Annotated in this window: 25 protein-coding genes; 16 read left to right on the forward strand and 9 right to left on the reverse strand. The window is 71.3% G+C overall.

Annotated elements, in window-relative coordinates:
* Positions 1–20: 20 nt before the first annotated feature.
* Entirely contained in the window at positions 21–614 is a 594-nt protein-coding gene (locus tag VMN58_04840; GenBank protein HUF32521.1) for a histidine phosphatase family protein, read from the reverse strand.
* Between the two features lie 22 nt (positions 615–636).
* Here VMN58_04840 and VMN58_04845 point away from each other — a divergent pair, with 22 nt between their 5' ends.
* The 5 genes from VMN58_04845 to VMN58_04865 all read left to right on the forward strand — a co-directional run bounded on the left by VMN58_04845 (position 637) and on the right by VMN58_04865 (position 4,841).
* Positions 637–1,038: a VOC family protein gene (locus tag VMN58_04845; protein ID HUF32522.1), complete on the forward strand. Its 402-nt coding sequence runs from the start codon at positions 637–639 to the stop codon at positions 1,036–1,038.
* 46 nt (positions 1,039–1,084) lie between these two features.
* Entirely contained in the window at positions 1,085–2,533 is a 1,449-nt protein-coding gene (pyk, locus tag VMN58_04850; protein HUF32523.1) for a pyruvate kinase, read from the forward strand.
* Positions 2,530–3,297: an alpha/beta hydrolase gene (locus tag VMN58_04855; GenBank protein ID HUF32524.1), complete on the forward strand. Its 768-nt coding sequence runs from the start codon at positions 2,530–2,532 to the stop codon at positions 3,295–3,297. The genes pyk and VMN58_04855 overlap by 4 nt, the downstream gene beginning before the upstream one ends.
* A 171-nt stretch (positions 3,298–3,468) precedes the next feature.
* The gene (locus VMN58_04860) at positions 3,469–3,885 is read left to right on the forward strand and encodes an ester cyclase (protein HUF32525.1); all 417 of its coding nucleotides are present in this window, start codon (positions 3,469–3,471) and stop codon (positions 3,883–3,885) included.
* Positions 3,886–4,037: 152 nt separating this feature from the next.
* Positions 4,038–4,841 (forward strand): methyltransferase domain-containing protein, encoded by an 804-nt coding sequence (locus tag VMN58_04865; protein ID HUF32526.1) that lies wholly within the window; start codon positions 4,038–4,040, stop codon positions 4,839–4,841.
* Positions 4,842–4,904: 63 nt separating this feature from the next.
* Here the strand turns inward: VMN58_04865 and VMN58_04870 are convergent, their stop codons facing one another.
* Positions 4,905–5,129 carry a hypothetical protein gene (locus tag VMN58_04870; protein ID HUF32527.1) on the reverse strand — a complete coding sequence of 75 codons (225 nt, stop codon included), beginning with the start codon at positions 5,127–5,129 and terminating at the stop codon, positions 4,905–4,907.
* Between the two features lie 586 nt (positions 5,130–5,715).
* Here VMN58_04870 and VMN58_04875 point away from each other — a divergent pair.
* A complete protein-coding gene (locus tag VMN58_04875; GenBank protein HUF32528.1) occupies positions 5,716–6,474 on the forward strand; it encodes a lipase family protein in 759 nt (252 codons plus the stop codon).
* 590 nt (positions 6,475–7,064) lie between these two features.
* Here VMN58_04875 and VMN58_04880 read toward each other — a convergent pair.
* The gene (locus VMN58_04880) at positions 7,065–7,328 is read right to left on the reverse strand and encodes a hypothetical protein (GenBank protein HUF32529.1); all 264 of its coding nucleotides are present in this window, start codon (positions 7,326–7,328) and stop codon (positions 7,065–7,067) included.
* A 66-nt stretch (positions 7,329–7,394) separates the two neighbouring features.
* Between VMN58_04880 and VMN58_04885 the strand changes: the two genes are divergently transcribed.
* From VMN58_04885 to VMN58_04905, 5 genes are read left to right on the forward strand one after another with little or no spacing between them, the layout of a single operon-like run.
* Positions 7,395–7,829 carry a DUF3151 family protein gene (locus tag VMN58_04885; protein HUF32530.1) on the forward strand — a complete coding sequence of 145 codons (435 nt, stop codon included), beginning with the start codon at positions 7,395–7,397 and terminating at the stop codon, positions 7,827–7,829.
* A gap of 40 nt (positions 7,830–7,869) precedes the next feature.
* A complete protein-coding gene (locus tag VMN58_04890; protein HUF32531.1) occupies positions 7,870–8,790 on the forward strand; it encodes a hypothetical protein in 921 nt (306 codons plus the stop codon).
* A complete protein-coding gene (locus VMN58_04895; GenBank protein ID HUF32532.1) occupies positions 8,787–9,374 on the forward strand; it encodes a molybdenum cofactor guanylyltransferase in 588 nt (195 codons plus the stop codon). Before VMN58_04890 ends, VMN58_04895 begins: the two co-directional genes overlap by 4 nt.
* A gap of 28 nt (positions 9,375–9,402) precedes the next feature.
* A complete protein-coding gene (locus VMN58_04900) occupies positions 9,403–9,735 on the forward strand; it encodes a rhodanese-like domain-containing protein (GenBank protein HUF32533.1) in 333 nt (110 codons plus the stop codon).
* A gap of 2 nt (positions 9,736–9,737) precedes the next feature.
* Positions 9,738–10,943, forward strand: a complete 1,206-nt coding sequence (locus tag VMN58_04905; protein ID HUF32534.1) for a ribonuclease D — start codon at positions 9,738–9,740, stop codon at positions 10,941–10,943.
* Between the two features lie 27 nt (positions 10,944–10,970).
* On the opposite strand, the gene VMN58_04910 is transcribed toward VMN58_04905, so the two are convergent.
* Complete coding sequence (locus VMN58_04910; GenBank protein HUF32535.1) at positions 10,971–12,575, reverse strand: alpha-amylase family glycosyl hydrolase; 1,605 nt, start codon at positions 12,573–12,575, stop codon at positions 10,971–10,973.
* 152 nt (positions 12,576–12,727) lie between these two features.
* On the opposite strand from VMN58_04910, the gene VMN58_04915 reads away from it, so the two are divergent.
* A complete protein-coding gene (locus VMN58_04915) occupies positions 12,728–12,871 on the forward strand; it encodes a hypothetical protein (protein ID HUF32536.1) in 144 nt (47 codons plus the stop codon).
* 122 nt (positions 12,872–12,993) lie between these two features.
* Here the strand turns inward: VMN58_04915 and VMN58_04920 are convergent, their stop codons facing one another.
* Positions 12,994–14,655 (reverse strand): chloride channel protein, encoded by a 1,662-nt coding sequence (locus VMN58_04920; protein HUF32537.1) that lies wholly within the window; start codon positions 14,653–14,655, stop codon positions 12,994–12,996.
* A 65-nt stretch (positions 14,656–14,720) separates the two neighbouring features.
* Between VMN58_04920 and typA the strand changes: the two genes are divergently transcribed.
* Positions 14,721–16,562 carry a translational GTPase TypA gene (gene typA, locus VMN58_04925; protein ID HUF32538.1) on the forward strand — a complete coding sequence of 614 codons (1,842 nt, stop codon included), beginning with the start codon at positions 14,721–14,723 and terminating at the stop codon, positions 16,560–16,562.
* Between the two features lie 74 nt (positions 16,563–16,636).
* Entirely contained in the window at positions 16,637–17,701 is a 1,065-nt protein-coding gene (locus VMN58_04930) for a hypothetical protein (protein HUF32539.1), read from the forward strand.
* Here VMN58_04930 and VMN58_04935 read toward each other — a convergent pair.
* Entirely contained in the window at positions 17,698–18,450 is a 753-nt protein-coding gene (locus tag VMN58_04935; protein HUF32540.1) for a hypothetical protein, read from the reverse strand. The genes VMN58_04930 and VMN58_04935 overlap by 4 nt on opposite strands.
* 70 nt (positions 18,451–18,520) lie before the next feature.
* On the opposite strand from VMN58_04935, the gene VMN58_04940 reads away from it, so the two are divergent.
* The gene (locus VMN58_04940; protein HUF32541.1) at positions 18,521–18,721 is read left to right on the forward strand and encodes a hypothetical protein; all 201 of its coding nucleotides are present in this window, start codon (positions 18,521–18,523) and stop codon (positions 18,719–18,721) included.
* Positions 18,722–18,741: 20 nt separating this feature from the next.
* On the opposite strand, the gene VMN58_04945 is transcribed toward VMN58_04940, so the two are convergent.
* Both VMN58_04945 and VMN58_04950 read right to left on the reverse strand, forming a co-directional pair.
* Positions 18,742–18,957: a hypothetical protein gene (locus tag VMN58_04945; GenBank protein ID HUF32542.1), complete on the reverse strand. Its 216-nt coding sequence runs from the start codon at positions 18,955–18,957 to the stop codon at positions 18,742–18,744.
* 82 nt (positions 18,958–19,039) lie between these two features.
* Positions 19,040–20,167, reverse strand: coding sequence for a TIGR00730 family Rossman fold protein (locus VMN58_04950; GenBank protein ID HUF32543.1), 1,128 nt, complete (start codon positions 20,165–20,167; stop codon positions 19,040–19,042).
* A gap of 59 nt (positions 20,168–20,226) precedes the next feature.
* On the opposite strand from VMN58_04950, the gene VMN58_04955 reads away from it, so the two are divergent.
* Positions 20,227–20,412, forward strand: coding sequence for a hypothetical protein (locus VMN58_04955; GenBank protein ID HUF32544.1), 186 nt, complete (start codon positions 20,227–20,229; stop codon positions 20,410–20,412).
* A 139-nt stretch (positions 20,413–20,551) separates the two neighbouring features.
* Here VMN58_04955 and cofH read toward each other — a convergent pair whose 3' ends face one another.
* A complete protein-coding gene (gene cofH / locus VMN58_04960) occupies positions 20,552–22,810 on the reverse strand; it encodes a 5-amino-6-(D-ribitylamino)uracil--L-tyrosine 4-hydroxyphenyl transferase CofH (protein ID HUF32545.1) in 2,259 nt (752 codons plus the stop codon).
* Between the last annotated feature and the right edge of the window lies 1 nt (position 22,811).

Raw genomic sequence — 22,811 nt, forward strand, 5'->3', positions numbered from 1 at the left:
TGCGGTCAGCGCGGGTGCTGTCAGCCCCGCTGGGCGTGGAGGTGGCCGGTCTCGCCGAGGCTGCGGATGCTGCGGTGCCCCCGGCTGGAGCACAGGAAGCGGTTGACGCAGGTGTACGGGGGCTCGAAGAACAGGGGGGAGGCGATCTCGAGCACGTGGCTGGCGTACGCGTTGATGACACCGCCGTGGCACACCGCAGCGACCGTCTTGCCCGGGTTGGCTTCGATGACGCGCTCCATGGCCACGACCACGACCTGGCGGAAGGTCTCCGCATCGACCTCGCCCTCGAGCTCGCCACGCATCATGGCCGTGTAGCGGGGGTCGCCCGACGCCTTGAGCTCCTCGAGGGGGATGTAGAAGTGCTGATCGCGGTCGAACTCGGCGAGCTCCTCGTCGACGACCACCTCGACGCCCATCGCGTCGGCGAGGGGTGCGGCCGTCTCCCGGGCCCGGCGCATCGGGCTGGTGTACACGGCGTCGATCTGCTCGTGGGCGAGCCACGCCGCCAGCTGCCTCGCCTGCTCGTGGCCCTCGGCGCTGAGCTCGGGGTCGGCGGGACCCTGTGCGTCGTCGATGCGGACGGGCAGGCCGTGACGAATGATGATCAGCTCCACCCACACACCTTAGGAGTCCGCCGTGGACGTGCTGTCGAGCCGCACGCTTCTCTACCCAACCGACTTCGCCAGGACGGTTCGGTTCTACGACGAGGTCCTCGGCCTCTCCCGCTACCGGGAGTACGGCACCGGGGGCGAGGTGTCGGGTGTCGTGTGGTTTCTCGGCGGGGGCTTCCTGGAGGCGAGCGCCCACGGCGACGCCGGTGCCGGGCCGGAGGACGGGCCCGTTCGCCTCTGGCTCCAGGTCGCCGACGTCGACGCCGAGCACCATCGCCTCGCCCATGCGGGCGCGGCGATCCTGGCGCCACCCGCCGACATGCCCTGGGGCCTGCGGGAGTCCTGGGTGGCCGACCCCGACGGCCTGCGCATCTGCCTGGTGCAGGTGCCAGGCGACCACCCGCTGCGCCGGCGCGTCTCCCCGTAGCCCGGCGGTCCGGCCCACCGCAGGGCCACCGGTAGCCTCAGGCCGCATGGCCCCCCGCACGAAGATCGTCGCGACCGTCGGGCCGGCATCAGAGTCGCCCGAGACCCTCCGGGCGATGATCGACGCCGGCATGAGCATGGCGCGCATCGGGCTGGCCCACGGGCCCATCGAGGGGAACATCGACCGGCTCCGCCGCATCCGGGCGGCCGCCGCCGACTCGGGCCGCTACATCGGGGTCATGGCCGACCTCCCCGGCCCCAAGGTCCGGGCGGCCGCGTTCCCCGAGGGCGGCGTGTACCTCGTCGACGATGTCACCGTCGAGCTTGCGCCCTACGACGACGCCTCGACGGTGAGCTCGATGACGCGCATCTCGGTCGACTACGCCGCCCTGCTCCCGAACCTGATCGTGGGGGACCTGGTGGCTCTCGGCGACGGAGGCGTCGAGCTGATCGTGGAGGAGGTCGGTGCCGACCGGGCGGTGGCCAGGGTCCGGAACGGTGGTCGGCTCCAGGGTCGGCCGGGTGTGAACTTGCCGCCGGAGCGCTTCGCCATCGCCACCCCCACCGCCGACGATCTCCGTCTCATGGCAGCGGTGATGGAGGAGGGCATCGACGCCATCGCCATCTCCTTCGTCCGCACTGCCGAAGATGTGCGCACGGTTCGCCGGGAGGTGGGGACCGGTGGCCCGATGCTCATCGCCAAGGTCGAGACCCAGACGGCGGTCGACGACGTCGACGCCATCATCGCCACCGCCGACGGGGTGATGGTCGCCCGGGGCGACCTCGGGGTCCGCCTCCCCCTGGAGGACGTCCCCCACATCCAGAAGGAGATCATCCGCGCCGGGGTGGCCTACGGACGCCCGGTGATCACCGCCACCCAGATGCTCGAGTCGATGATCAGCGCGCCCACCCCCACCCGCGCCGAGGTCTCCGACATCGCCAACGCCGTCTTCGACGGGACGAGCGCCCTCATGCTCTCGGCAGAGACCGCGATCGGGCGCTACCCGGTGGGCGCCGTCGCCACCATGGCCAGGGTCGCCGAGCGGGCCGAGCGGGAGTTCGACTACGAGGGCTGGGGGAGCCGGCTCGGACGCCAGCAGAGCGCCACGGCCCACGGCGCGTCGCCCGCGGTCCGGATCACCAGTGCCATCACCGCTGCCGCGTGGCGGGCCGCATTCGACGTCGAGGCAGCGGCGATCCTGTGCTGCACCCGCAGCGGCAGCACGGCCCGGGCCATCTCGCGCTACCGGCCCACGGCCCCCCTCCTCGCGGTGACCCCCTCCGAGGCGACCGCCCGGCAGCTGTCGGTGGCGTGGGGGATCGAGGCCGTCGTGACCGGTGTGTACACCAACATCGATGACATCGTCTGGTTCGCCGTCAAGGCCGCCGTCGACCGCAAGGTGGTCCGCCCCGGCGACATCGTCGCCGTCCTGGCCGGATCGCCGGAGGACGCCGAGCCCGCGGCCGACGTCCTGCGCCTCGTCCGGGTCCACTGAGCGGGCTCCACGTCGTCGAGCGGGGCGGGGACCAACCGGGTCCCGTCGTCGTCCTGCTGCACGGCTCGATGGACCGTGCCGCCAGCATGGTCCGGGTCGCCGGCGCCCTGCGGGACCGTCACGTCGTCCGCTACGACCGTCGCGGCTACGGGCGCTCCCTCGACGCGGGACCACCCGCCGGCCTCGACGACCACGTCGGCGACCTCCTGTCCGTCCTCGACGGGCGGCCGGGTGTGGTGGCGGGGCACAGCTACGGCGGTGTCGTGGCGCTCGCTTCCGCCGAGCGACACCCTGAGGTCGTGACCGGCGTGGTGGCGTTCGAGGCGCCGATGCCCTGGCAGCCCTGGTGGCCGTCGACGACCCCCGGAGGATCCGCGCTGGCTCGCTCGAACGCCGACGGCCATCCCGGCGATGCGGCGGAGGCCTTCCTGCGTCGGATGCTCGGTGACGAGCGCTGGGAAGCGCTCCCGGCGGGCACTCGACGCCAGCGGCGGGCCGAGGGTCCGGCGCTGGCCATGGAGCTGATCTCGGTTCGCCAGGGCCAGGTGCCCTACGACCCCGCCCTGATCGCCATCCCGGTCGTCGTCGGGCGGGGTACCCGCTCCCCGCGCCACCTGATGGACGCCGCCGACCAGCTTGCCGGCGAGATCCCCCGCGCCGAGCTGGCGGTGCTGGAGGGCGCCTCCCATGGCGCCCACCGCAGCCATCCCGAGGCCTTCGCCGAGCTGGTGCGCCGCCTCCTGGTCCTCGTCGGCGCGGCCTGAGCGGGCGCCTCCTCCTGGTCACGGCGCGGCTGGGCCCGGACCCGTGGTTCCGGGAGTTCGTGACCCATGACCTCCACTGATCTGCCCGGTTGAGGGTCTTGTCATCGCCCCTGCCGAGGTATACGACTTGTGCGAGGACGCACGCGCGTCACCGAGCATAGGGAGCCGACGATGGCCGATGTGGCAAGCATCCACCGCGAGATGTTCGATGTGATCCACCACCGTGACTTCACCCGCCTCCGGGACCTGTACCACCCCGAGTACACGTACCGGGGCCCCGATGGCGAGCAAGGCGACGCCGAGGCCGGAGCTGCCGTCGCTGAAACCTACCTGTCCGCATTCCCCGACCTGGCCTTCACCATCGATCACCAGTTCTCGCCCAACGAGTCGACTTCGGTGATCGAAATGACCGCGCGGGGCACTCACCAAGGCGAGCTCGAAGGCATCGCGCCCACCGGCAAGACCGTGGAGATGCTCGGCTGCAACGTGATCGAGATCGCCGACGGCAAGATCCTGCGAGAGCGCGAGTACTTCGACTCCATGGCCCTCATGGTCCAACTCGGCGTCATGGAACCGCCCGGTTCCTGATCCCGCGGGGACGGCCGGTCTCGGGTCGGCATGCGGGGCCGCGCTCTGCACGTCGCGCAGGGGCACACAGACGTCGAGGGCGACCATGACGACGCTGCACGCACCATGTGCGAGTGGACATGTCGGCACTTCGGGACGGCCGATGATCGAGAATGTGGTCGCCCTGCGGCCGAGTCGCGACCAATCATGTGAGCCTGTCGAAGACACGCACGAACTACGAGGACTACCTCGTTCGCCGACATCGTCCAGCGCACAGCCGGCGCAACGCCGATCGGTGGGCTGCCTTCCTAGTTCCGCACCTCCGGACGGACATGCGAGTGCTCGACATCGGATGCGGCCCCGGGTCGATCACAGTTGGACTGCCGGGTCGAGTCATCGGCGTTGACGTCCATCCGGTTCCCATACCAAGCAGCCCAGTCGCGGCTGGCGACGGTGCGGCTTTGCCGTTCACCGACTCGGCGTTCGACGCGGTCTACATCAACGCCGTCCTACAGCACGTCGCAGATGCTTCCGCCGTTCTCTGCGAGGCTCGGAGGGTGGTGAGGTCAGGCGCGGTGATCGGAGTTGGAGACACAGACTGGGGCACTCGGATGATGCACCCCCACGACCCGCTGCTCGACCGGAGTCAGGAGATACAGGAGTGCGCAAGAGAGAGTGGCAACGTGCGGGTGGGCCGTGAACTTCGTGGTCTGCTCGCCGGGGCAGGCTTCGAGCGCATCGAACTCGCCACAGAAGGACGTGTCGTTGGATCGGAGCTCGCCGTTGCGCAGATGGCGGCGTTCGAGCGCGGATGGTTCGAGGCGCCCGAGGTCGTTGCCTACGTCACTGAGTTCGGCATCTCCGGAGCCGGGGAGATGGCCGAGATCGCGGCTGCTTGGACGCGATGGTCCGCTTGTCCGGCCGCATGCGCAGTCGACCAGTGGTTCACCGCCATCGCCTGGTCACCGATGCTCTGAGGCTGCCCTGCGTGTCGTACCCATCCTCAGCCGGATGCCGGGTGTCCAGCGGCGAGTCCACACCTACTGGGGTTTACTGGTGGGATCGAAGAGGCTGCCGACGACCACGTGACCGATGCCGACTTCGATCCGGAGCGGCTGGCGGTGTGCGCGTACTGGCGGTGCGGGGTGCTGTTCGAGCAACGTTCCGGGAATCAGCGGTTCTGCCGAAAGGCGTGTCGCAGCCGGCACGACAAGTGGCAGCGGGCGCAGGAGCGCCGCGCTGCGCGTGAAGAGGCGAAGCAGCACCGGAGGCGACCGTGAGCGACCACCGAGGTTGTGGTCCTCTTGTCTACTGCTGAGCGTCCAGCGTCCGAGTCGAACGGAACTGGATGATCGGGGCGGTCGGGGAGCCCGAGCCGTCGAGCGACGATGCCCGTCGCTACCTTCTTGCTTCGTGACACTGCCTGCCGTGCCCAGGCGCGCTGACCTCACGAGCCGCTCGAAGCGCTACGCCGCGGCCTTCCTACGTGGTGTCCTGCGAGTGTATGAAGGGCTCAAGGCTCGACTGCTCGTCGAGATCACACCGCCAGGTGACGACCCGTTCTACAACCAGCCCGACGACCTTGATTCGTACGCGCCCGGCGCGATCATCGACAGCCGAGCCGTCGACATCCGCTTGTTCCGTCGCCGCGTAAAGGTCGACGCATGGCACGTGAAGTTCCGCACCACCACATCCGATGGGACACCCGCAGCAGGCGTTGCAACGGTGATGCTTCCTCGCAACGGTAGGAGGCGCGCCCTACTCGCCTACCAACCGGCAATCGACAGCCTCGGTTCGGCAGGTGATCCGTCGTACACGCTGCGCCACGGCGACCACCTCGAGCTCCCGGTCATGCTCCTCGCCCTACGCCGTGGGTGGGTGGTCATCGCAGTCGACTGGACGGGACCCCATCACTCCTTCGTCGACCTGCCGCTGGCAGCGCGATTCGTGCTCGATGGGATCCGCGCCGGCCTCAGCTTCGAGCCGGCCCACCTCGACCTCGATGCACCCGTCGGTCTCTGGGGATACTCCGGCGGCGCGCTGGCGACGCTCTTCGCCGCTGAGCAGCATCCGCAATACGCACCGGAGCTGAACATCGTCGGCGCAGCCGCGGGTGGTGGTGGCGTCGACATCACGTCCTCGCCGGAGATGTTCGAAGCGGGGAACCTGCTCAGCGGCATCCCGTTCGGGGCCTGCATCGCAGCGAGCCGCACCTTCCCGGACTTCGACCTCTCCGGTCATCTGACGGCCCACGGCCAAGCCATGGTCGCGGCGGCCGAGGAGATGACGATGGAGCAGCTCGCCATGAGCTTCCCATTCGTTCGCATGAGCAGCATCCTCAGCGTGCCGACGATCTCGGACCTCCCGGGAGCGCGGGCCGGCTTCGCGGCGACCCGGTGCGGGCAAGCAACACCGGCTACGCCCATGTTCCTTTACCACGCGGTCCACGACCAGGCGACCGAGATCACGGATGTCGACAAGCTCGTCCAGAAGTACCGGGGCGAAGAAGTCGACATCACCTACCGCCGTTACCGGTTCGGTGAGCACCTGATCGTGATGTTCCGAGCCGTGCCGGCAGCGCTGCGCTTCCTGGCGAAACGTCTCGGCTGACTCGTCCGAGCAACGCAACCCACCTCCATGCCCAGTCGACAGCCGCCCCTACTGCCGGCTCGCGCATCGTCAATGCCCCAGCGCGACTGGATGGATCGGAGCCGCTCGCTCAGCTCGGCGACACCGAGCTCGACCCGCCGGGCATCACTTATCCGATGCTCGCCTCAAAGGCCTACCGCTACAAGTATCCGACCTTCTAGACCACGAGCCAGATGACGAAGGCAGCGCCGGCGACGGCCGAAACGCTCCACCCCAACCACCTCGCCCACTCCGGTCGACCTGCAAGTTGCGCCGAACGGCTGGCGCCCACCGTTCCGAGCATGAAGACAAGCCCCGCAGGACCGATCAGGACGGACAGATCACCCCCGGTGAGAACGGTCAGTAACGCACCTAGAACGACGGCAGCGAAGGCAACAGCCCAACTCGCGACGATCCACCTAGGCAATGGTTCGCTCGGGTCGAGAACGGTAGGAACGCCACCCCACTCACGCCACCACCGCTTGTTCGTCACGCGCCCATACTGCCGGTTGAGCCGGCGTCTCCGCAGAAGTTGACGTCGTAGCCGAGGGCCGAGCCGCGACCAGCCGCTGTCAGTCGCGGACCTGCACCTCGACACCGAAGAGCTCGCACGTCACCGGCCCCGGGGTGGACCGGGCACGCTCGGCGCAGTCCGACAGCGTGGCTCGTTGGCTCCAGATCCCCGCGCCAACCACGAAGAGGACGGCCACGATCACCAGCCGCAGCACCGCCTTGGTCACGAAGCGTATGACCACGACAGCCGCCACACCGAGGATCACGATGGTGCCGAGGGCGAGCCCCTTGATGGTGTCGGCGTCGAGGGATTCGGGGAGCATTCGCCGGAGCGTAGAGGGACGGGCCGGGCGTGGATGGGGATGGAGCGCCCGCCGTAGGGTGGGCCCATGTCCGACCAGACCCCCGTCAACCTCACGCCCTCCGGGCCGCCCGAGACGGTCCTCGACCCCGAGCCCGCCGAGGCCCTGTCGGGGCTGGTCGAGGCTCTCGCCCGACCCGACGACGAGCGACGGGCGGCGGTCTCCGCAGTGGTCGCCCGGCACCCACGGTTCCTCGACGGCTGGGCACGCCTCGGTGAGCTCGGACGGGACGAGGTCGAGTCGTACGCCTGCTTCCGGGTGGGGTATCACCGAGGCCTCGACCGTCTCCGCCAGTCGGGATGGCGGGGATCGGGCTACGTGCGCTGGGAGCACGAGACCAACCGGGGCTTCCTGCGGGCCCTGCAGGGACTCCAGGCGATGGCCGCCGCCATCGGCGAGCACGACGAGGCGGAGCGATGCGCCCACTTCGTCGACCAGCTCGACCCTTCCCTGCGGCGCTGACCGAACGCGATCGCCGGCCGTCGTCGGCCAGGATGGACCGGTGACCACTCGCCGCCGCCTCGCGACCTGGCTGGTGCTCGTGCTGCTGGCTGGCGCGTGCGCAGACGGGGGAGCGCGCGATGCCGGCGGCGAGGCGGTGGGCGACGGCACCTCGGTCGCGGCCGAGGACGCGCCGCCGGAGGTCGTCGACGGCGCCCCCGGTGCCCCCGCGGCGCCCACCGGCGACGACGGCGCCGCCGCCCCACCCGCTCCGAGCCCCACCGCTACCCCCTCACCCCAGACCACGGCCCCACGCGCCGAGGACCCGCCCCCGCCTTCGGCGACGGAGTTCGACTCGAGCGGGCCACCGGGGACCTACGCCGCCGTCCTGCTCCGGCCCCAGCCGGCGACGCGCCTGGTGGTCGAGGTGCTCACCCAGGGCAGCGCCCGCCCTCAGCAGGTCACCCTCGACCGGCTCACCCGGGAGCTTGGCGAGGTGAGCGGGAAGCCGGTGTCGCTCAGCGGGGGCGAGGTCGTCGGTGACCGGCAGTCCTGGACGGCTGATCAGGTTCGGGGCGCCGGCGACGCCGCGGCCCGCATCCCCCAGGGCGACGGCGTGGCCGTGATCCGCCTGCTGTGGCTGCAGGGGTCGTTCGACGGTGGCCACACTCCCGGGTCTGCCCTCGGCGTGGCCGTCCGGGGTGATCTGGCGGCGGTGTTCCCGGACGAGATCCGTGGCCGTCCCGGCGTGGAGGAAGCGGTCGCGGTCCACGAGCTGGGGCACCTCTTGGGTCTTGTCGACCTCTTCCTCGACACGGGTCGCGCCGACCCCGACCACCCCGGACACTCGTCCAACCGTCGGTCGGTCATGTACTGGGCGGTCGAGTCGAGCCTGATCGACACCATCCTCACCGGGGGACCGCCGCGGGACTTCGACGCCGACGACCTGGCCGACCTCCGCCGCATCCGCGAGGGTTCATGACCGATGGGGCGCGCTTCGTCGGCGCCGTCCTCGCCGGCGGGCGCAGCCGGCGGATGGGGCGCGACAAGGCGACGATCCGAGTCGACGGGCGGGCGCTCGCGTCGTTGGCCGTCGAGGCACTCGTCGCTGCCGGCGCCGGCCGGGTGCTCGTCATCGGCGGTCCGGTGCCGAGCTCCCTGCCGGGCGCGGAACACGTCAGCGACGACCATCCCGGAGAGGGCCCGCTCGGCGGCATCATCACCGCCCTGCGCCACGGCGGCGCCCCGGTGGTGGTCGTCCTGGCGTGCGACCTCCCCGCCGCCGACCCCGATGCGGTGACGGCCGTCGTCGAGACCCTGCTCGATCATCCCCGTGCCCTGGCAGCGGTGCCGGTGACTGCCGGCGGCCGCCGCGAGGTGCTCCACGCCGCGTGGCGCCTCGACGCCCTCGGCCCCTTGGAGGTGGCCTTCGCCGCAGGGGAGCGCGCGCCACGCCGAGCCCTGCTGCGCCTCCCGGTGGCCGAGGTCGAGGGCCTCGACCCCCGGAGCCTCACTGGGGTCAACACCCCCGACGAGCTGGCGGCGTGGGAGGGCAAAAACGCCTGACGCCCTGAGGTCGGGCCAGACTGTCGCCATGAGCGAGACGAACCCGATCCCCGAGATCAGCGTCGCCGAGCTGGCCGACCGCCATGGCGATGCCTGGATCCTCGACGTGCGCCAACCCGACGAGTACGAGGAGGTCCACGTCCCGGGAGCCACCCTCATCCCGCTCGACCAGCTCCCCGACCGGCGGGCCGAGGTGCCCGCCGACGTCGACGTCTACGTGGTCTGCCGTAGTGGCGGCCGCAGCGCCGCCGCGGTCGTGGTCCTCAACGGTGCCGGGCACCGCGCGACCAACGTGGTGGGCGGGACCCTGGCCTGGATCGACGAGGGCCACCCCGTGGCGACGGGTCCCGAGGCCGGCTGAGCATGCCGGCCGGGGACGCGCACCGCCTCGTGGTCGACGACCGCGGCCTCGACGAGGTGGTCGACGCCCTCGACGGCGTGGAGGCCTACGCCGTCGACACGGAGTTCCACCGGGAGCGCACCTACTTCCCGAAGGTGGCGCTCGTGCAGATCGCCTGGCCTGGCGGGTGCGCCCTCATCGATCCCCTCGCCGTCGACATCGAGCCCCTGGCCGACGTCTTCGAGGGCCCCGGCCTGGCGGTCATGCATGCCTGCACCCAGGACCTCGAGGTCTTCCAGCGGGCCTGCGGCACCGTGCCCTCCCGGCTGTTCGACACCCAGCTGGCGTCGGGATTCCTCGGGTTCTCGACGCCGTCGCTCAGCGCCATCGTCGACCGGGTCCTCGACGTCCACCTTCCCAAGGGCAACCGACTGACCGACTGGCTCCGGCGTCCCCTGAGCGGCGACCAGCTGACCTACGCGGCATCCGACGTTCTCCACCTCCTCGAGCTCGCCGACATCCTCCGTCGGGAGCTCGAGGCGACCGGACGCCTGGATTGGGCGGAGGAGGAGTGCGAGGAGCTCCGGTCCCGCGGGTGGGGTCCGCCCGAGCCCGACGCCGCGTGGCTGCGCCTGAAGGAGAGCCGCAGCCTCCGCGGCACCGCCCGGGGGGTGGCGCAGGCCGTCGCCGCCTGGAGGGAGCGCCGGGCGGCTGCCGTCGACCAGCCGCCCCGGTTCGTCCTGCCCGACCTGGCGGTCATCGGCATCGCCAACAACCCGCCGCGCGACCCAGCCCAGCTCCGAAAGGTGCGAGGCCTCGACGAACGCCATGCCAAGGGCCGGACCGGCGAAGAGCTGCTCGAGGCGGTGCGCGCCGGGACGGAGCTCGACGCCAGCGAGCTGCGCCGTCCGAAGCGTGACGAGGTCGACCGCGACCTGCGGCCCGCCGTCGCCCTGGTCTCGGCGTGGATCAGCCAGATCAGCCGAGAGCTGCGCATCGACACCACCCTGCTTGCCACCCGCTCCGATCTGTCGGCCTTCCTCGCCGACGACCCTGACGCCCGGCTGGCCACGGGATGGCGGGGTGAGCTGCTCGGCGCCCCGATCCGCAGCCTCGTCGGGGGTGAGTTCGCCCTGGCCTTCGACGGCAAGGGGGGCCTGGCGCTGGAGCGCCGGTCGGGCAAGGCGGTCACCATCGACCTCCCCGTCCCTGAGGCGGACTGGCTCTAGCCGAGACGCAGCGTGCGTCGCCTCAGCTCATTCGGGGTGATGGAGGACGACGGCCTGGTCGGGCGCCAGGGTGCCGGCCCACCGGCCACCCTCACCCGCCCCGTCGCTGGCGACCTCGATCACCCACGCACCGCCCAGGTCGAGGTCGACTGGCGCGGCGGTGAAGCTGACCACCACCAGGCGCTCGTCGTCGCCGTGCCGGCGGTGCCAGGCGAGCACCCCGTCGGGGGCATCGACGAGCTCGATGCTGCCGAGCTGCAGCGCCGGGCTCGAGCGCCGGGCGGCGAGGAGGCGACGGTAGAGGTGGGGCATCGAGGCGGCGTCGGCGAGGAGCGCTTCGAGGCTGTGATCGGCGGCATCCGGCGGCCAGGGGAGCCACGGCTCCGCCGCCCAACCATGGAGGCCGTCGCGGTCCCAGGGGATCGGTGCCCGGCACCCGTCGCGGCCACCGGGGTCGACGACGCGGTCCGGCGGGACCTCGGCATCCTCGAGACCGAGCTCCTCACCGGCGTAGAGGAAGGTGGTGCCCCGGAGCCCGAGGAGCAGGACGGCAGCGGCGCGGGCTCTCGCCTCGGTGCCGTAGCGCGAGCGGTGCCGGGGGTTGTCGTGGTTGGAGAGCACCCAGGTCGGCCACCCGCCGACCGAACCCATGTGCTCCTCCACGTCGAGGATCCGGCCCCGCCAGCGCGGCGCCGCCCAGCGGGTGAAGAGCGGGGGGAAGTTGAAGCAGAGGTGGAGCTCGTCGCCGTCGCCGTAGTACCTGGCCACCTTGGCGGTGTCGAGGAGGAAGACCTCACCCACCATCATCCGGTCGCCGTCGTAGGAGTCGAGGAGCGTGCGCAGCCCCCGGAGGATCTCGTGGGTCTGCTCCCACTCGCTCGTGTCGGACTCCGGCGAGGTGAGGCCGCTCGCGGCGGCGTCCGGGCCAGCGTCGGGGTCCTTGCCAATGGCATGGACCACGTCGGCGCGGAAGCCGTCGACACCCCGGTCGAGCCAGAACCGCAGCGTGTCGTGCATCGCCGCCACGACCTCGGGGTTGCGCCACTCGAGGTCAGGCTGCTCGGGGAGGAAGAGGTGCAGGTACCACTGCTCGGTGGCGTCGTCCCAGGTCCACGCGCTGGCCTCGATGCCGACGGGGTCGTCGAGCAGCCGGGGGCGCAGCTGGCCGTCGTCGTCGCGCACCCAGGTGCTCTCGCCCGTGAAGGCGGCGCGCCAGCCGTTCGGCGGGGTGTCGGGGGTGCCGTCGCGCCAGACGTACCAGCCCCGCTTGGGGGCGTCCCGGGCGGATCGGGACTCGACGAACCACGGGTGCTGGTCGCTGGTGTGGTTGGGAACCCAGTCGATCACCACCTTGATGTCGCGCTCGTGGGCGTCGGCGAGGAGCCGGTCGAAGTCGCCGAGGGTGCCGAACACCGGGTCGACGTCGCAGTGGTCGGCGACGTCGTAGCCGAAGTCGGCCATGGGCGAGGGGAAGAACGGGGAGAGCCAGATGGCGTCCACCCCGAGCCACGCCAGGTGGTCGAGGCGGCGGCGGATCCCCTCCAGGTCGCCGATGCCGTCGCCGGTCGTGTCGGCGAAGGAACGCGGGTAGATCTGGTAGATCACCGCTGTCTGCCACCAGGGGGCGCCCATGGCGGGCATCGTACGGCGGTCCGGCGGCTGCTCTACCCGGTGCGGCGACGCCGCTGGGACGCGGTAGGCTGCAAGGACGTTCTGACGACTTCGTTTCGGGAGAGCTCGTGGTCAAGAAGGGCCGCCATCGGCGCTACGAGGAAGCGCGCGCCGTGAAGCACACATCCAGCGAGCTCCAGCTCGGTGACGTCGGCTTCGTTCAGCTCGAGGAGTGCCCCGAGTGTGGGGCCGACCCCGGCGATCCCCACGCGGGCTGGTGCCTCCACGACGAGCTCTCGGCCGACGAGGACGAGTAGCGGGGCCTGTCACCGACGGGATCCCTTCCCACCTCGCTCCGCTCGGCGGGCCCCTTCCGTCGGCGCCACCCGCTACTCGTCGCAGCCTCGTGGTGGTTCAGCGGACTCGGCTCCGCCGAGGCCTATCCCCCGGTCTCGTCGAGGATCTCGTCGAGCTTCACGATCTCGGCGAGCAGGACCACGCCCACGAAGGTGCCTCGGGCGTCGGCGACTGCGAGACGGTCGACATCGGCCGCTTCCATGGCGACGACGGCGTCGCGCAGCGTCCACGACGGGTCGGCGAGGGGCAGGTCGGTGCGCATGACCTCGGTGACCGGGGTGGTCTCCCATGTCGAGCGGTCGAGCTCGGAGACCTCCTCGATGCGGGCCATGCCGAGATAGGTCGCCTCGTCCACCACCGGGACCGCGCGCTCGCGCCGGGCCACCACGTGGGTCCAGACCAGCTCGGCGGCCGATGCGTCGGGGGGGACGGTGAGCACGTCGGTCGACAAGGCGGTGCTGATGGGGAGGCGGAACCGACGCTCGAGGTGCCCGGAGCGGACCGACTGCTGGCCTGACGACACCGTGGCCCGGCCAATCAGGAGCTGCGAGGCGGCAGCGGCCACCAGGGCGGGGACGACGTAGAGGGCGCGCCCGGTCGTCTCCGCCACGAACATCACCGAGGCGATGGGGGTGCGGTAGCCGGCGCCGAGGAAGGCGGCCAGGCCGATGACGGGGAAGAGGGTCGAGGCGCTGCCCACCACCCCGGCCACGAAGCGGCCGAGCAGCATGCCCTGGACGGCGAGCGGGATGAAGAGCCCCCCCGTCCCGCCGGCGGCGAGGGTGGTGAGGGTGGCGACGCCACGCAGGGCGAAGAGGAGCGCGATCAGCACCAGGGTCCGGTCCGGGCTGGCGACCCAGCGGAAGACGTCGTAGCCGGGGCCGAGGGTCAGCGGCGCCTCGAACACCGCCTGAGCGACCACGACGAGGCCGCCCAGCACCACCGCACCCACCGGCAGCCGGACCAGGAGGGGACGTTCGGAGGCGATGCGCTTTGCCTGGTGGACCAGGCCGGCGAAGCCCCGGGCGAGGACACCGGCGAGGATCCCGAGTGCCAGCGCCCCGCCGAGGTCGGCGAGGTTGAACTGGGTGCTCTCCCCGGTGTCGCGCAGGGAGAAGAGGGGGGTGGCCCCCACCAGCGTCACGAAGGTGAGGTAGCTGGCGGCCGACGCCACCAGGGCGGGGATGAGAGCCCGGCGGGCGACATCGTCGGTGTAGGGCACCTCGAGGGCAAAGATCACGCCGGTGGCCGGCGCTTTGAAGATGGCCGCGACCCCAGCGGCCGCGCCGCAGACCATCAGCACCTTTGCGTCGTCGCGCCGGAAGATCCCGGCGAGGCGTCGCTGCATGCCGCTGCCGATGGCCGCGCCGGCGTAGATCGACGGACCCTCGAGCCCCAGGGCGCCACCGGAGCCCACGGTGGCGACACCGGCGAGGAGACGGCCCGGGACCGGGCGGAGCGAGAGGGGCCGGCGGTCGTGGAAGCTCTTGACGTACTCGTCGGCGGTGGCGGGGCTCGTGTCGCGTGAGACGAAGCGCAGGATCACGACGGTGAGCACCAGGCCGATCCCCGGTGCGACGGCCTGGACCCAGACGGGGGCGTCGAGCACCCGGTGGAGGACGACGCCGTCGGCGAGGCGCTCGAACCCGGCCACCACCAGGCCGACCAGGACCCCCGTTGCCACCGCGGCGAGGACCAGCCCCTGCTGGCGCCGGTCGAGGACGATGCGTGGTCGGCGCGGCACGGCCCCAAGGGCTACCAGATTGAGGGGCTTCGGCACGACCCCGGTAGCCTCGACCGGCTGTGTCAATGACTGTTCCCACCTCCGATCTCCTCCGCCCGGCCGTCCCGCTGCGCAACGTTGCCCTCGTCGCCCACGTCGATCACGGGAAGACCACCCTCGTCGATGGGATCCTCCGCGCCACCGGCACCTTCGCCGAGCACCAAGCGCTCGTGGAGCGGGTGATGGACTCCAACGACCAGGAGAAGGAGCGGGGGATCACGATCCTCGCCAAGACCGCATCGGTCCGCTGGAACGGGATCAAGATCAACCTCGTCGACACCCCGGGGCACGCCGACTTCGGTGGCGAGGTCGAGCGGGCCCTGACCATGGTCGACGGCGTCCTCCTCCTCGTCGACGCCGCCGAGGGGCCTCTGCCTCAGACGCGCTACGTGCTCTCCAAGGCCGTGGCCCTCGACCTCCCTGCCGTGGTGGTCCTCAACAAGGTCGACCGCCAGGACGCCCGCCCGGAGGAGGTCCTCGACGAGGTCTACCAGCTGTTCCTGGACCTCGAGGTGCCCGACCACCACATCGACTTCCCGGTCATCTCCGCCATTGCTCGCGAGGGTCGAACCATGGCCGGGGTCGGGATGCCCGCCCCCGACGCCGACCTCAGCGCCCTGCTCGAGGCCATCGTCCGCACCATCCCGGCCCCGATCGGCGACCCCGACGCACCGCTCCAGGCCCTCGTGACCAACCTCGACGCGTCGGAGTACCTGGGCCGCCTCGCCATCGGACGGGTCATGCGGGGAACCATGCGGGCGGGCCGGCAGGTGGCGATCGTCAAGTCCGAGGGGACCCCGGTCGCCCGCAAGCCGGCGAAGCTCCTGGGCGTCGAGGGGCTGGGCCGGGCCGACGTTGACGAGCTCGTCGCCGGCGACCTGTTCGTCCTGGCGGGGTTCCCCGAGGTCGAGATCGGCGACACCGTGACCGACCCGTCGGATCCCGACCCGCTCCCGAGACTCACGGTCGACGAGCCCGTCCTGCGCATGACCTTCGGCCCCAACACCTCACCGATGTCCGGCAAGGACGGCGCCTACGTCACCTCTCGCCACATCCGGGAGCGCCTGGCGCGGGAGGTGCTCGGCAACGTCGCCATCCGCGTCGACGACACGGCGTCGGCCGACGTCATCCAGGTCGCCGGTCGCGGTGAGCTCCAGCTGGCCGTGCTCATCGAGTCGATGCGTCGGGAGGGCTACGAGCTCGAGGTGAGCCGGCCCGAGGTGATCACCAAGGACATCGACGGCAAGCGCCATGAGCCCCTCGAGGAGGGCATGGTCGATGTGCCCGAGGAGCACGTGGGCACGGTGACCCAGTCGCTGGCACCCCGGAAGGGCATCGTCGTCGACCTGCGCCCCGGTGACCCAGGCCGCACCGTCGTGACCTTCGAGGCCCCCGCCCGCGGGCTCCTGGGACTGCGATCGGAGCTCCTCACCGCCACACGAGGCACGGCCCTGCTCCACACCCGCCACCGCGGCTGGGTCCCCTGGGTGGGCGACCTCCCGACGCGCCGCGGTGGCGCCATGATCGCCGACCGCACCGGCGTCACCACCGCCTACGCACTCGACAACCTCCAGCTGCGCGGCGAGCTCTTCGTCGGCCCCGGCGAAGCCGTCTACGAGGGCATGGTGATCGGCGAGTCGAGCAAGGCGGGCGACATGGTCGTCAACGCCGTGCGGGAGAAGCAGAAGACCAACATTCGCACCCACGCCGCCGACGACGCGGTGAAGCTCACGCCTCCCCGCGAGCTCACCATCGAGACCACGATCGAGCTGATCGACGACGACGAGCTGGTCGAGATCACGCCGGGCCACCTCCGGATCCGCAAGCGCCGCCTGCGCGAGCAGGACCGGCGTCGGGCCACGAAGTAGGAGCGCAGCGCCGGGCCCACGGACCCGGTCCGAAACAGGCCCGTATGCTCCTTCGTGTGCAGGGGCGGCGGAGCATGTGGGGGCTGGGGGTGCTGGCACTCGTCGCGTCGGCGTGCGCGGCGGCCCCGGTCGCCGACATCACCCTCGTTCGCCGGGCCCCGGTGACCACGACCACCGCCGTCGCTGTCCACGCGGCCGCCACCGCGGCACCCGAGCCCACCATCCCCGAGGCGCCCGACCCGCCTCCGCCGCCTCCTCCTCCTCCGCTTCCTCCTCCGACCGCCCCGCCACCACCGGCAGCGGCCGACGACGCCGCGCATCGACGGGCGGGAATGCACGCCTACGTGGGCTTGGGGACCTGGATCGACGTCTACGACTGGAGCCGGACCTTCGGGAAGGACGGCCCGCTGGTCGAGATCGAAGACGTGGACCGCATGGTCGAGGTGGGGGTGCAAACCCTCTACGTGCAGACCTCGAAGTGGGACGCGCCTGACGACATCCTCGAGCCGGAGCGGCTCCTCCCGATCATCGCCCGTGCCCGGGAGCGGGGCCTCGCTGTGGTCGCCTGGTACCTCCCGACCTTCGAGGACCCGGCGACGGACCTCAGGCGCCTACTGGCGATGTCCCGCCTCGACGTCGACTCCGTGGCGGTCGACATCGAGTCACGCGCGGTCGGTGATGTCGCCGAGCGGAACCGTCGCCTCATCGCCCTCAGTGCCGAGCTGCGGGCGGCCCTCCCCGACCTGAGCCTCGGGGCCATCCCCTTCCCGCCGGTGGTGATGGAGGTCGTGAACCCGGCGTTCTGGCCGGACTTCCCCTGGGCCGAGCTCGCGCCTCTCTACGACGTCTGGCTCCCCATGAGCTACTGGACCGACCGGAAGCAGTCGTCGGGCTACCGGGAGGGCCACCGCTACACCGCCGAGAACATCGACCGGATGCGTGCCGCGCTCGGCCGGCCGCACGCGCCGGTCCACAGCATCGGGGGCATCGCCGACCGGGCCTCGGGGCCGGACGTGGAGGGGATGGTGCGGGCATGCGTCGAGCGCGGGTGCCTGGGTGGATCGCTCTACGACTGGCGGACGAGCTTCCCCGAGCTGTGGCCCTGGCTCCAACCCTTCCGGAACCCGGAGCGGCGCTAGCCCCGTCTGACGGTCGGGTGGGCCACGAGGGTGGCCGTGCGCTGCCGCTCGGCCACGGCGCCGACCAGGAGGTCGTAGATCTCCTGGCCCACCAGCACCGCCAGCTCATCGGCCATGGTCGTGAGGACGGTCGCCTCACCGACGAACGCCTCGGGCTCCTCGATGCACCACCAGTGGAAGTCCTCGCCGCCCTCACCCCAGTCCCGCCGCTTCCACTCACGGACCGTCGAGGTGACGTGGCCCACCTCGTCGGTGCTGTCGACCCGGCGGACGGGCACCTGCCAGCACACATCGGGCTTGAGGTCGAGCGGCCGCTCGCCTCGCTCGAGGGCGGCACGGTGGAGCGCGCACCCGGCCCCACCGGGGAACCCGGCACGGTTGAGCATGATGCACGCGCCGTCGTGGACCGCGGTCATCCAGGAGCCGTCATCGTCGGTGACGAGCGCACCGTCGCGCCGTCCGATCCCGGCCAGCTGCCACTGGTCGGCGGTGAGGAGCTCGACGGCCGCCCGGACCCGGTCCCGGTCGGAGTCGTCGGTGAAGTAGGCACCGTGGGTGCAGCACCCGATCTCGAGCTCGGGAGCCGAGTCCTCGTCGATCCCGGGGCACCCGCGCCCGTAGATGCACGTCCAGCTGCTCAGCAGGAAGGTGAGGTCGAACGTCCAGGTTCGGTCCTCGGTGGGGTCCTCGAAGGAGAGCCACTCGTGGAGGTCCTCGGGTGCCGCTGGGGGGCGGGGCTTCGTCGGCATGGGCCGGCCACTCTACGGCCCCGATGGCGCGTCCCGGCCCCGCCCCCGCGGCTCGCCTAGGTTGACCCTCGTGCCCGGTGAGTTCGACGACATCAAGAGACGCCTCGAGGCGATCACTGAGGAGCTGGCCGACCTGGCCATCATCCGCCTGCGGGAGTCCATCGACGCCGGCGGACACGAGCTGCCCATCGACGAGAAGCGCCTCACCCGGGCCCGCCGGGCAGTCGAGAAGGCCGTGCACCTCCTCGACCAGACCGACGACACCGACTGACCGGGACCCCCTGGGAACGGTCAGGCCACTCGTCCGGCGGCCCGGAGGTGGTCGACCCGACGGATGCGGGCGATCTCGGTCGTGCGGTAGCTCGCCAACCTTGTGCTCCAGCCGTTGACCACCCGCTGCGCCGAGTCGGTGGCGAAGAACGTCGTGAGGGGCCCTTCCTGCTGGTAGGTGTCGGCGCCCTCCACCACCTCGCTGCTGCCGTCGCTGGTCGTCACCTCGTAGCCCATGGGGCCAGTGTGAAGGAGGAGGCCTGTGGGGAACCAGGGGTGCAACCCTGTGAGTTGCGCGGGTCATCCACAGCCGGCGTCGTTAGGAGACTGCCTCCTCCTCGTCGAGGTTCTCCTCGACGGCCTCCTGCTCGGCCACGGTGGGCGGCTTCGAGGGCGTCGCCGGCGCGCTGTCGAGCCTGTTGAGGTCGTCGATGAGGCTCCGGAGGCGGGCGAAGCCGTGGTTGTCGAAGCGCAGGACGACCCGCGGCAGGTCGAGGTGGTCGCGTCCCGACACCTCCGGGGGGAACGGCTTGGTGCGCTCGATGCGGCCGGACTGGAGGATGTCGGCGAACTCGGCGCTCAGGTCGTCGAGCTCGGCTCGGGTGGGCTCGGCGTGGAGGCGGATCACCAGGCGGTCGCCGACGTAGCGCAGGGAGTGGTAGTTCCGGTAGAAGCCCTCGATCTCGGCCACGGCCAGGTCGACGTCGTCGGTGATGCGGTAGAGGGCCTCGTCAGCGGGCGAGATCATCCCGTTGGCCGCCACCTCCTCGCGCAGGAAGTGCTCGAAGCCGTGCCAGTACGTCCCTCCGGGGGTGTCGAGCAGCACGATCGGCACCGGCACCGCCTTGCCCGTCTGGACCAGCGTGAGGAGCTCGAAGGTCTCGTCCAGGGTCCCGAAGCCGCCCGGCAGGGCGACGAAGGCGCCCGACTCCTTGATGAGCATGAGCTTGCGGGTGAAGAAGTACTTCATCTCGATGAGCTTGTCGTCACCGGCGATGACCTCGTTCGCCCCACCCTCGAAGGGGAGGCGGATCAGCACGCCGATCGCGTTCTCCCGGCCGGCACCCTCCATGCCGGCGGCCATGATCCCGGGCCCCGCGCCGGTGACCACCATCCAGCCGCGGTCCGCAAGGGCGGCGGCCAGCTGTGAGGTCTGGGCGTAGAGCGGGTCCTCGGGGCGCGTCCGGGCCGACCCGAAGATCGTCACCTTGGACACATCGCGGTACGGGGAGAACATGAGGAACGCCTCGCGCATCTCCTTGAGCGCGGCGTTGGTGATCTTGAGGTCGAGACGGTCCGGGGCGTCGTCGACGAGGCGGACCGCGGACGCCAGGATCTCGAAGATCAGGTCACGGTCTCTGGTGGCGCCGGCCGTGTCGAGGAGCTCGACGAGGAGGGCGTCGAGGTCGTCGTCTCCGGTCCGGTGGGCGGGGAGTCGTCGCGTCATGGTCGTCACAGGGTGTCACGCCGACGCCTGGTCGGGCGCCAGGCCGTAGCCTCTGGCCGGTGGAGCGCTCCTGCCGCCGCTGTGGTGCCACCGGGGAGGCACCCGACGACGGCCTGCCCACGGGCTGGGCGATGAGCTCCGAGGGAGGTCGGACCACCTTCCTCTGCATGCGCTGCACCCGGGCCAACCTCCGCGACATCGAGGCCCGGCTCTCCGAGGAGTGGTGGGAGGCTCACGGGTCCTGACCCCGAGCGGGGCCTTCCCACCTCCTCCGTCGGCGGGCCCCTCCCCTCGGGGCCACCCGCTCGCGCGCCGGAAGGGGCCTCGGCCTCCGGCCGAGCCGACTGGTGGGGGGCTCACGGGTCCTGACCCCGGGCGGCACCCTCAGATCACCAGGGGGACCCGCCCGTAGAGGGTCGTGCGCTGCTCGAGTCGGCGCCCGACTGGCGCCACCCACTCCTCGAACGTGGCCTGCGTCATCCGCTGGCCGTGGGTGGCACCTGCTGCACGTGAGATGTTCTCGTCCATCAGGGTCCCGCCCATGTCGTTGACGCCGGCTCGCAGGGCCTGGCGCACCCCGTCCCGGCCCATCTTCACCCACGACACCTGGATGTTGTCGACCCAGCCGGCGTAGGCGATGCGTCCCACGGCGTGCATCAGCAGCGACTCCCGGAACGTCGGACCTCGACGGCTCTTGCGCTGGAGGTACATCGGGGCCGCCATGTGCACGAAGGGCAGCGGCACGAACTCGGTGAAGCCGCCGGTCTCCTTCTGGAGCGCTCGTGTGCGGATGAGGTGCCGTGCCCAGTGGTGGGGCCGCTCGATGGAACCGAACATGATCGTGATGTTGGAGCGCAGACCGACCGAGTGGGCGGTGCGGTGGGCGTCGAGCCACTCCTCGGTGTCGACCTTGTCGGAGCACAGCTCGGCGCGCACCTCGTCGTCGAGGATCTCGGCGGCCGTGCCGGGGAGGGTGTTGAGCCCGGCCGACATCAGACGGCGGAGGTAGTCGGCCAGGGGCTCGCCGAGGCGCTTGGCGCCCTCGGTGACCTCGAGGGCGGTGAACCCGTGGATGTGGATGCCTGGTGCGACGTCGGCGACCGCCCGGGTCACGTCGATGTAGTAGTCGCCGTCGAAGTCCGGGTGGATTCCCCCTTGGAGGCAGACCTCGGTCGCACCCTCCTGGACCGCCTCGATGACCCGTCCCTGGATGTCCTCGAGGGTGAGGAGGTAGGGGTTGCCCCGCAGGTTCAGGGAGAGCGGACCTTTGGAGAAGGCGCAGAAGCGGCACTTGAAGGTGCAGACGTTGGTGTAGTTGATGTTCCGGTTGGCCACCCACGTGACGGCGTCGCCGACGGCGCGCTGCCGGAGCTCGTCGGCCACCTCGGCAACGGCCCCGATCTCGGTGCCGCGAGCCGAGAAGAGGGTGACGATCTCGTCTTCACCGACCTCGGCGCCGGCACGAACCCCAGCCAGCACCTCGGCCACGGCCCCACCGGCTCGAGGGGTGCCGACCAGGATCATGGGTGGTGGGGTGTCGCCGCCCGCCGACCAGGCACTGTCGCGGCCGAGGCCCTCGGCATCGGAGCGGTCCATCACCGGGAAGCGCAGGGCGGGGTCGAGCCAGCGCTGCGGGTCGCGCACGTGCTCGGGGTAGACGGTGAGCCGCGGCGCCAGGACCTTGCCCCGTGCCTCGGTGGCGACGGCGAGGCGCTCGATGGCGGGCCACGGCCGCTCCGGGTTGACGTGATCGGGGGTGACGGGGGAGACGCCGCCCCAGTCGTCGATGCCGGCGTCGAGCAACCGGCCGAAGTCGTCGCTCAGGTTCGGTGGCGCCTGGAGGTGGACCTCGGGTGGGAGCAGCAGACGGGCGACCGCGACCGACCAGAGGTACTCGTCTTCGGGGCACGGCTCGGCGGTGTGCATCGCGGTGCCCGCCTTCGGGAGGAAGTTCTGGACGATCACCTCCTGCACGTGACCGTGGCGACGGTGCGAGGCGACGATGGCCTCGAGTGCTTCGATGCGGTCCTCCCGGCTCTCACCGATGCCGACGAGGATCCCGGTGGTGAAGGGGATCGCCAGCTCACCGGCGGCCTCCAAGGTCGCCAGGCGGCGGGCCGGCTCCTTGTCGGGGGAGCCCCGGTGGGCCGCGAGGTCAGGGTTGAGCGACTCGAGCATCATCCCCTGGGATGCCGACACCGGCCGCAGGCGTGCGAGCTCGTCGATCCCGAGGGCACCTGCGTTGGCGTGGGGGAGCAGGCCGGTCTCCTCCAGGACGAGGCGACACATGGCGACGAGGTGGTCAACGGTGGAGTCGTGACCGTTCGCCGCCAGCCACTCGGCGGCCGCGGGGTACCGGAGCTCCGGGCGCTCCCCGAGGGTGAACAGCGCCTCGTGGCAGCCCGCCGCCGCGCCCGCTCGGGCGATGTCGAGCACCTCGTCGGACGACAGGTAGGGCGCCGTCACCCGCGCGGGGGGCTGGGCGAAGGTGCAGTAGCCGCAGCGGTCCCGGCAGAGGTGGGTCAGGGGGATGAAGACCTTGGGGGAGTATGTGACTCGGGTGCCATGGGCTCGGTCGCGGATCGATGCGGCCTCGGCCAGGAGGGCGTCGAGGGGTGCGGTGATGAGGTCGATCGGGGGCACG

Source organism: Acidimicrobiales bacterium, from assembly GCA_035512495.1.
Taxonomy (GTDB): Bacteria; Actinomycetota; Acidimicrobiia; order Acidimicrobiales; family CADCSY01; genus DATKDW01.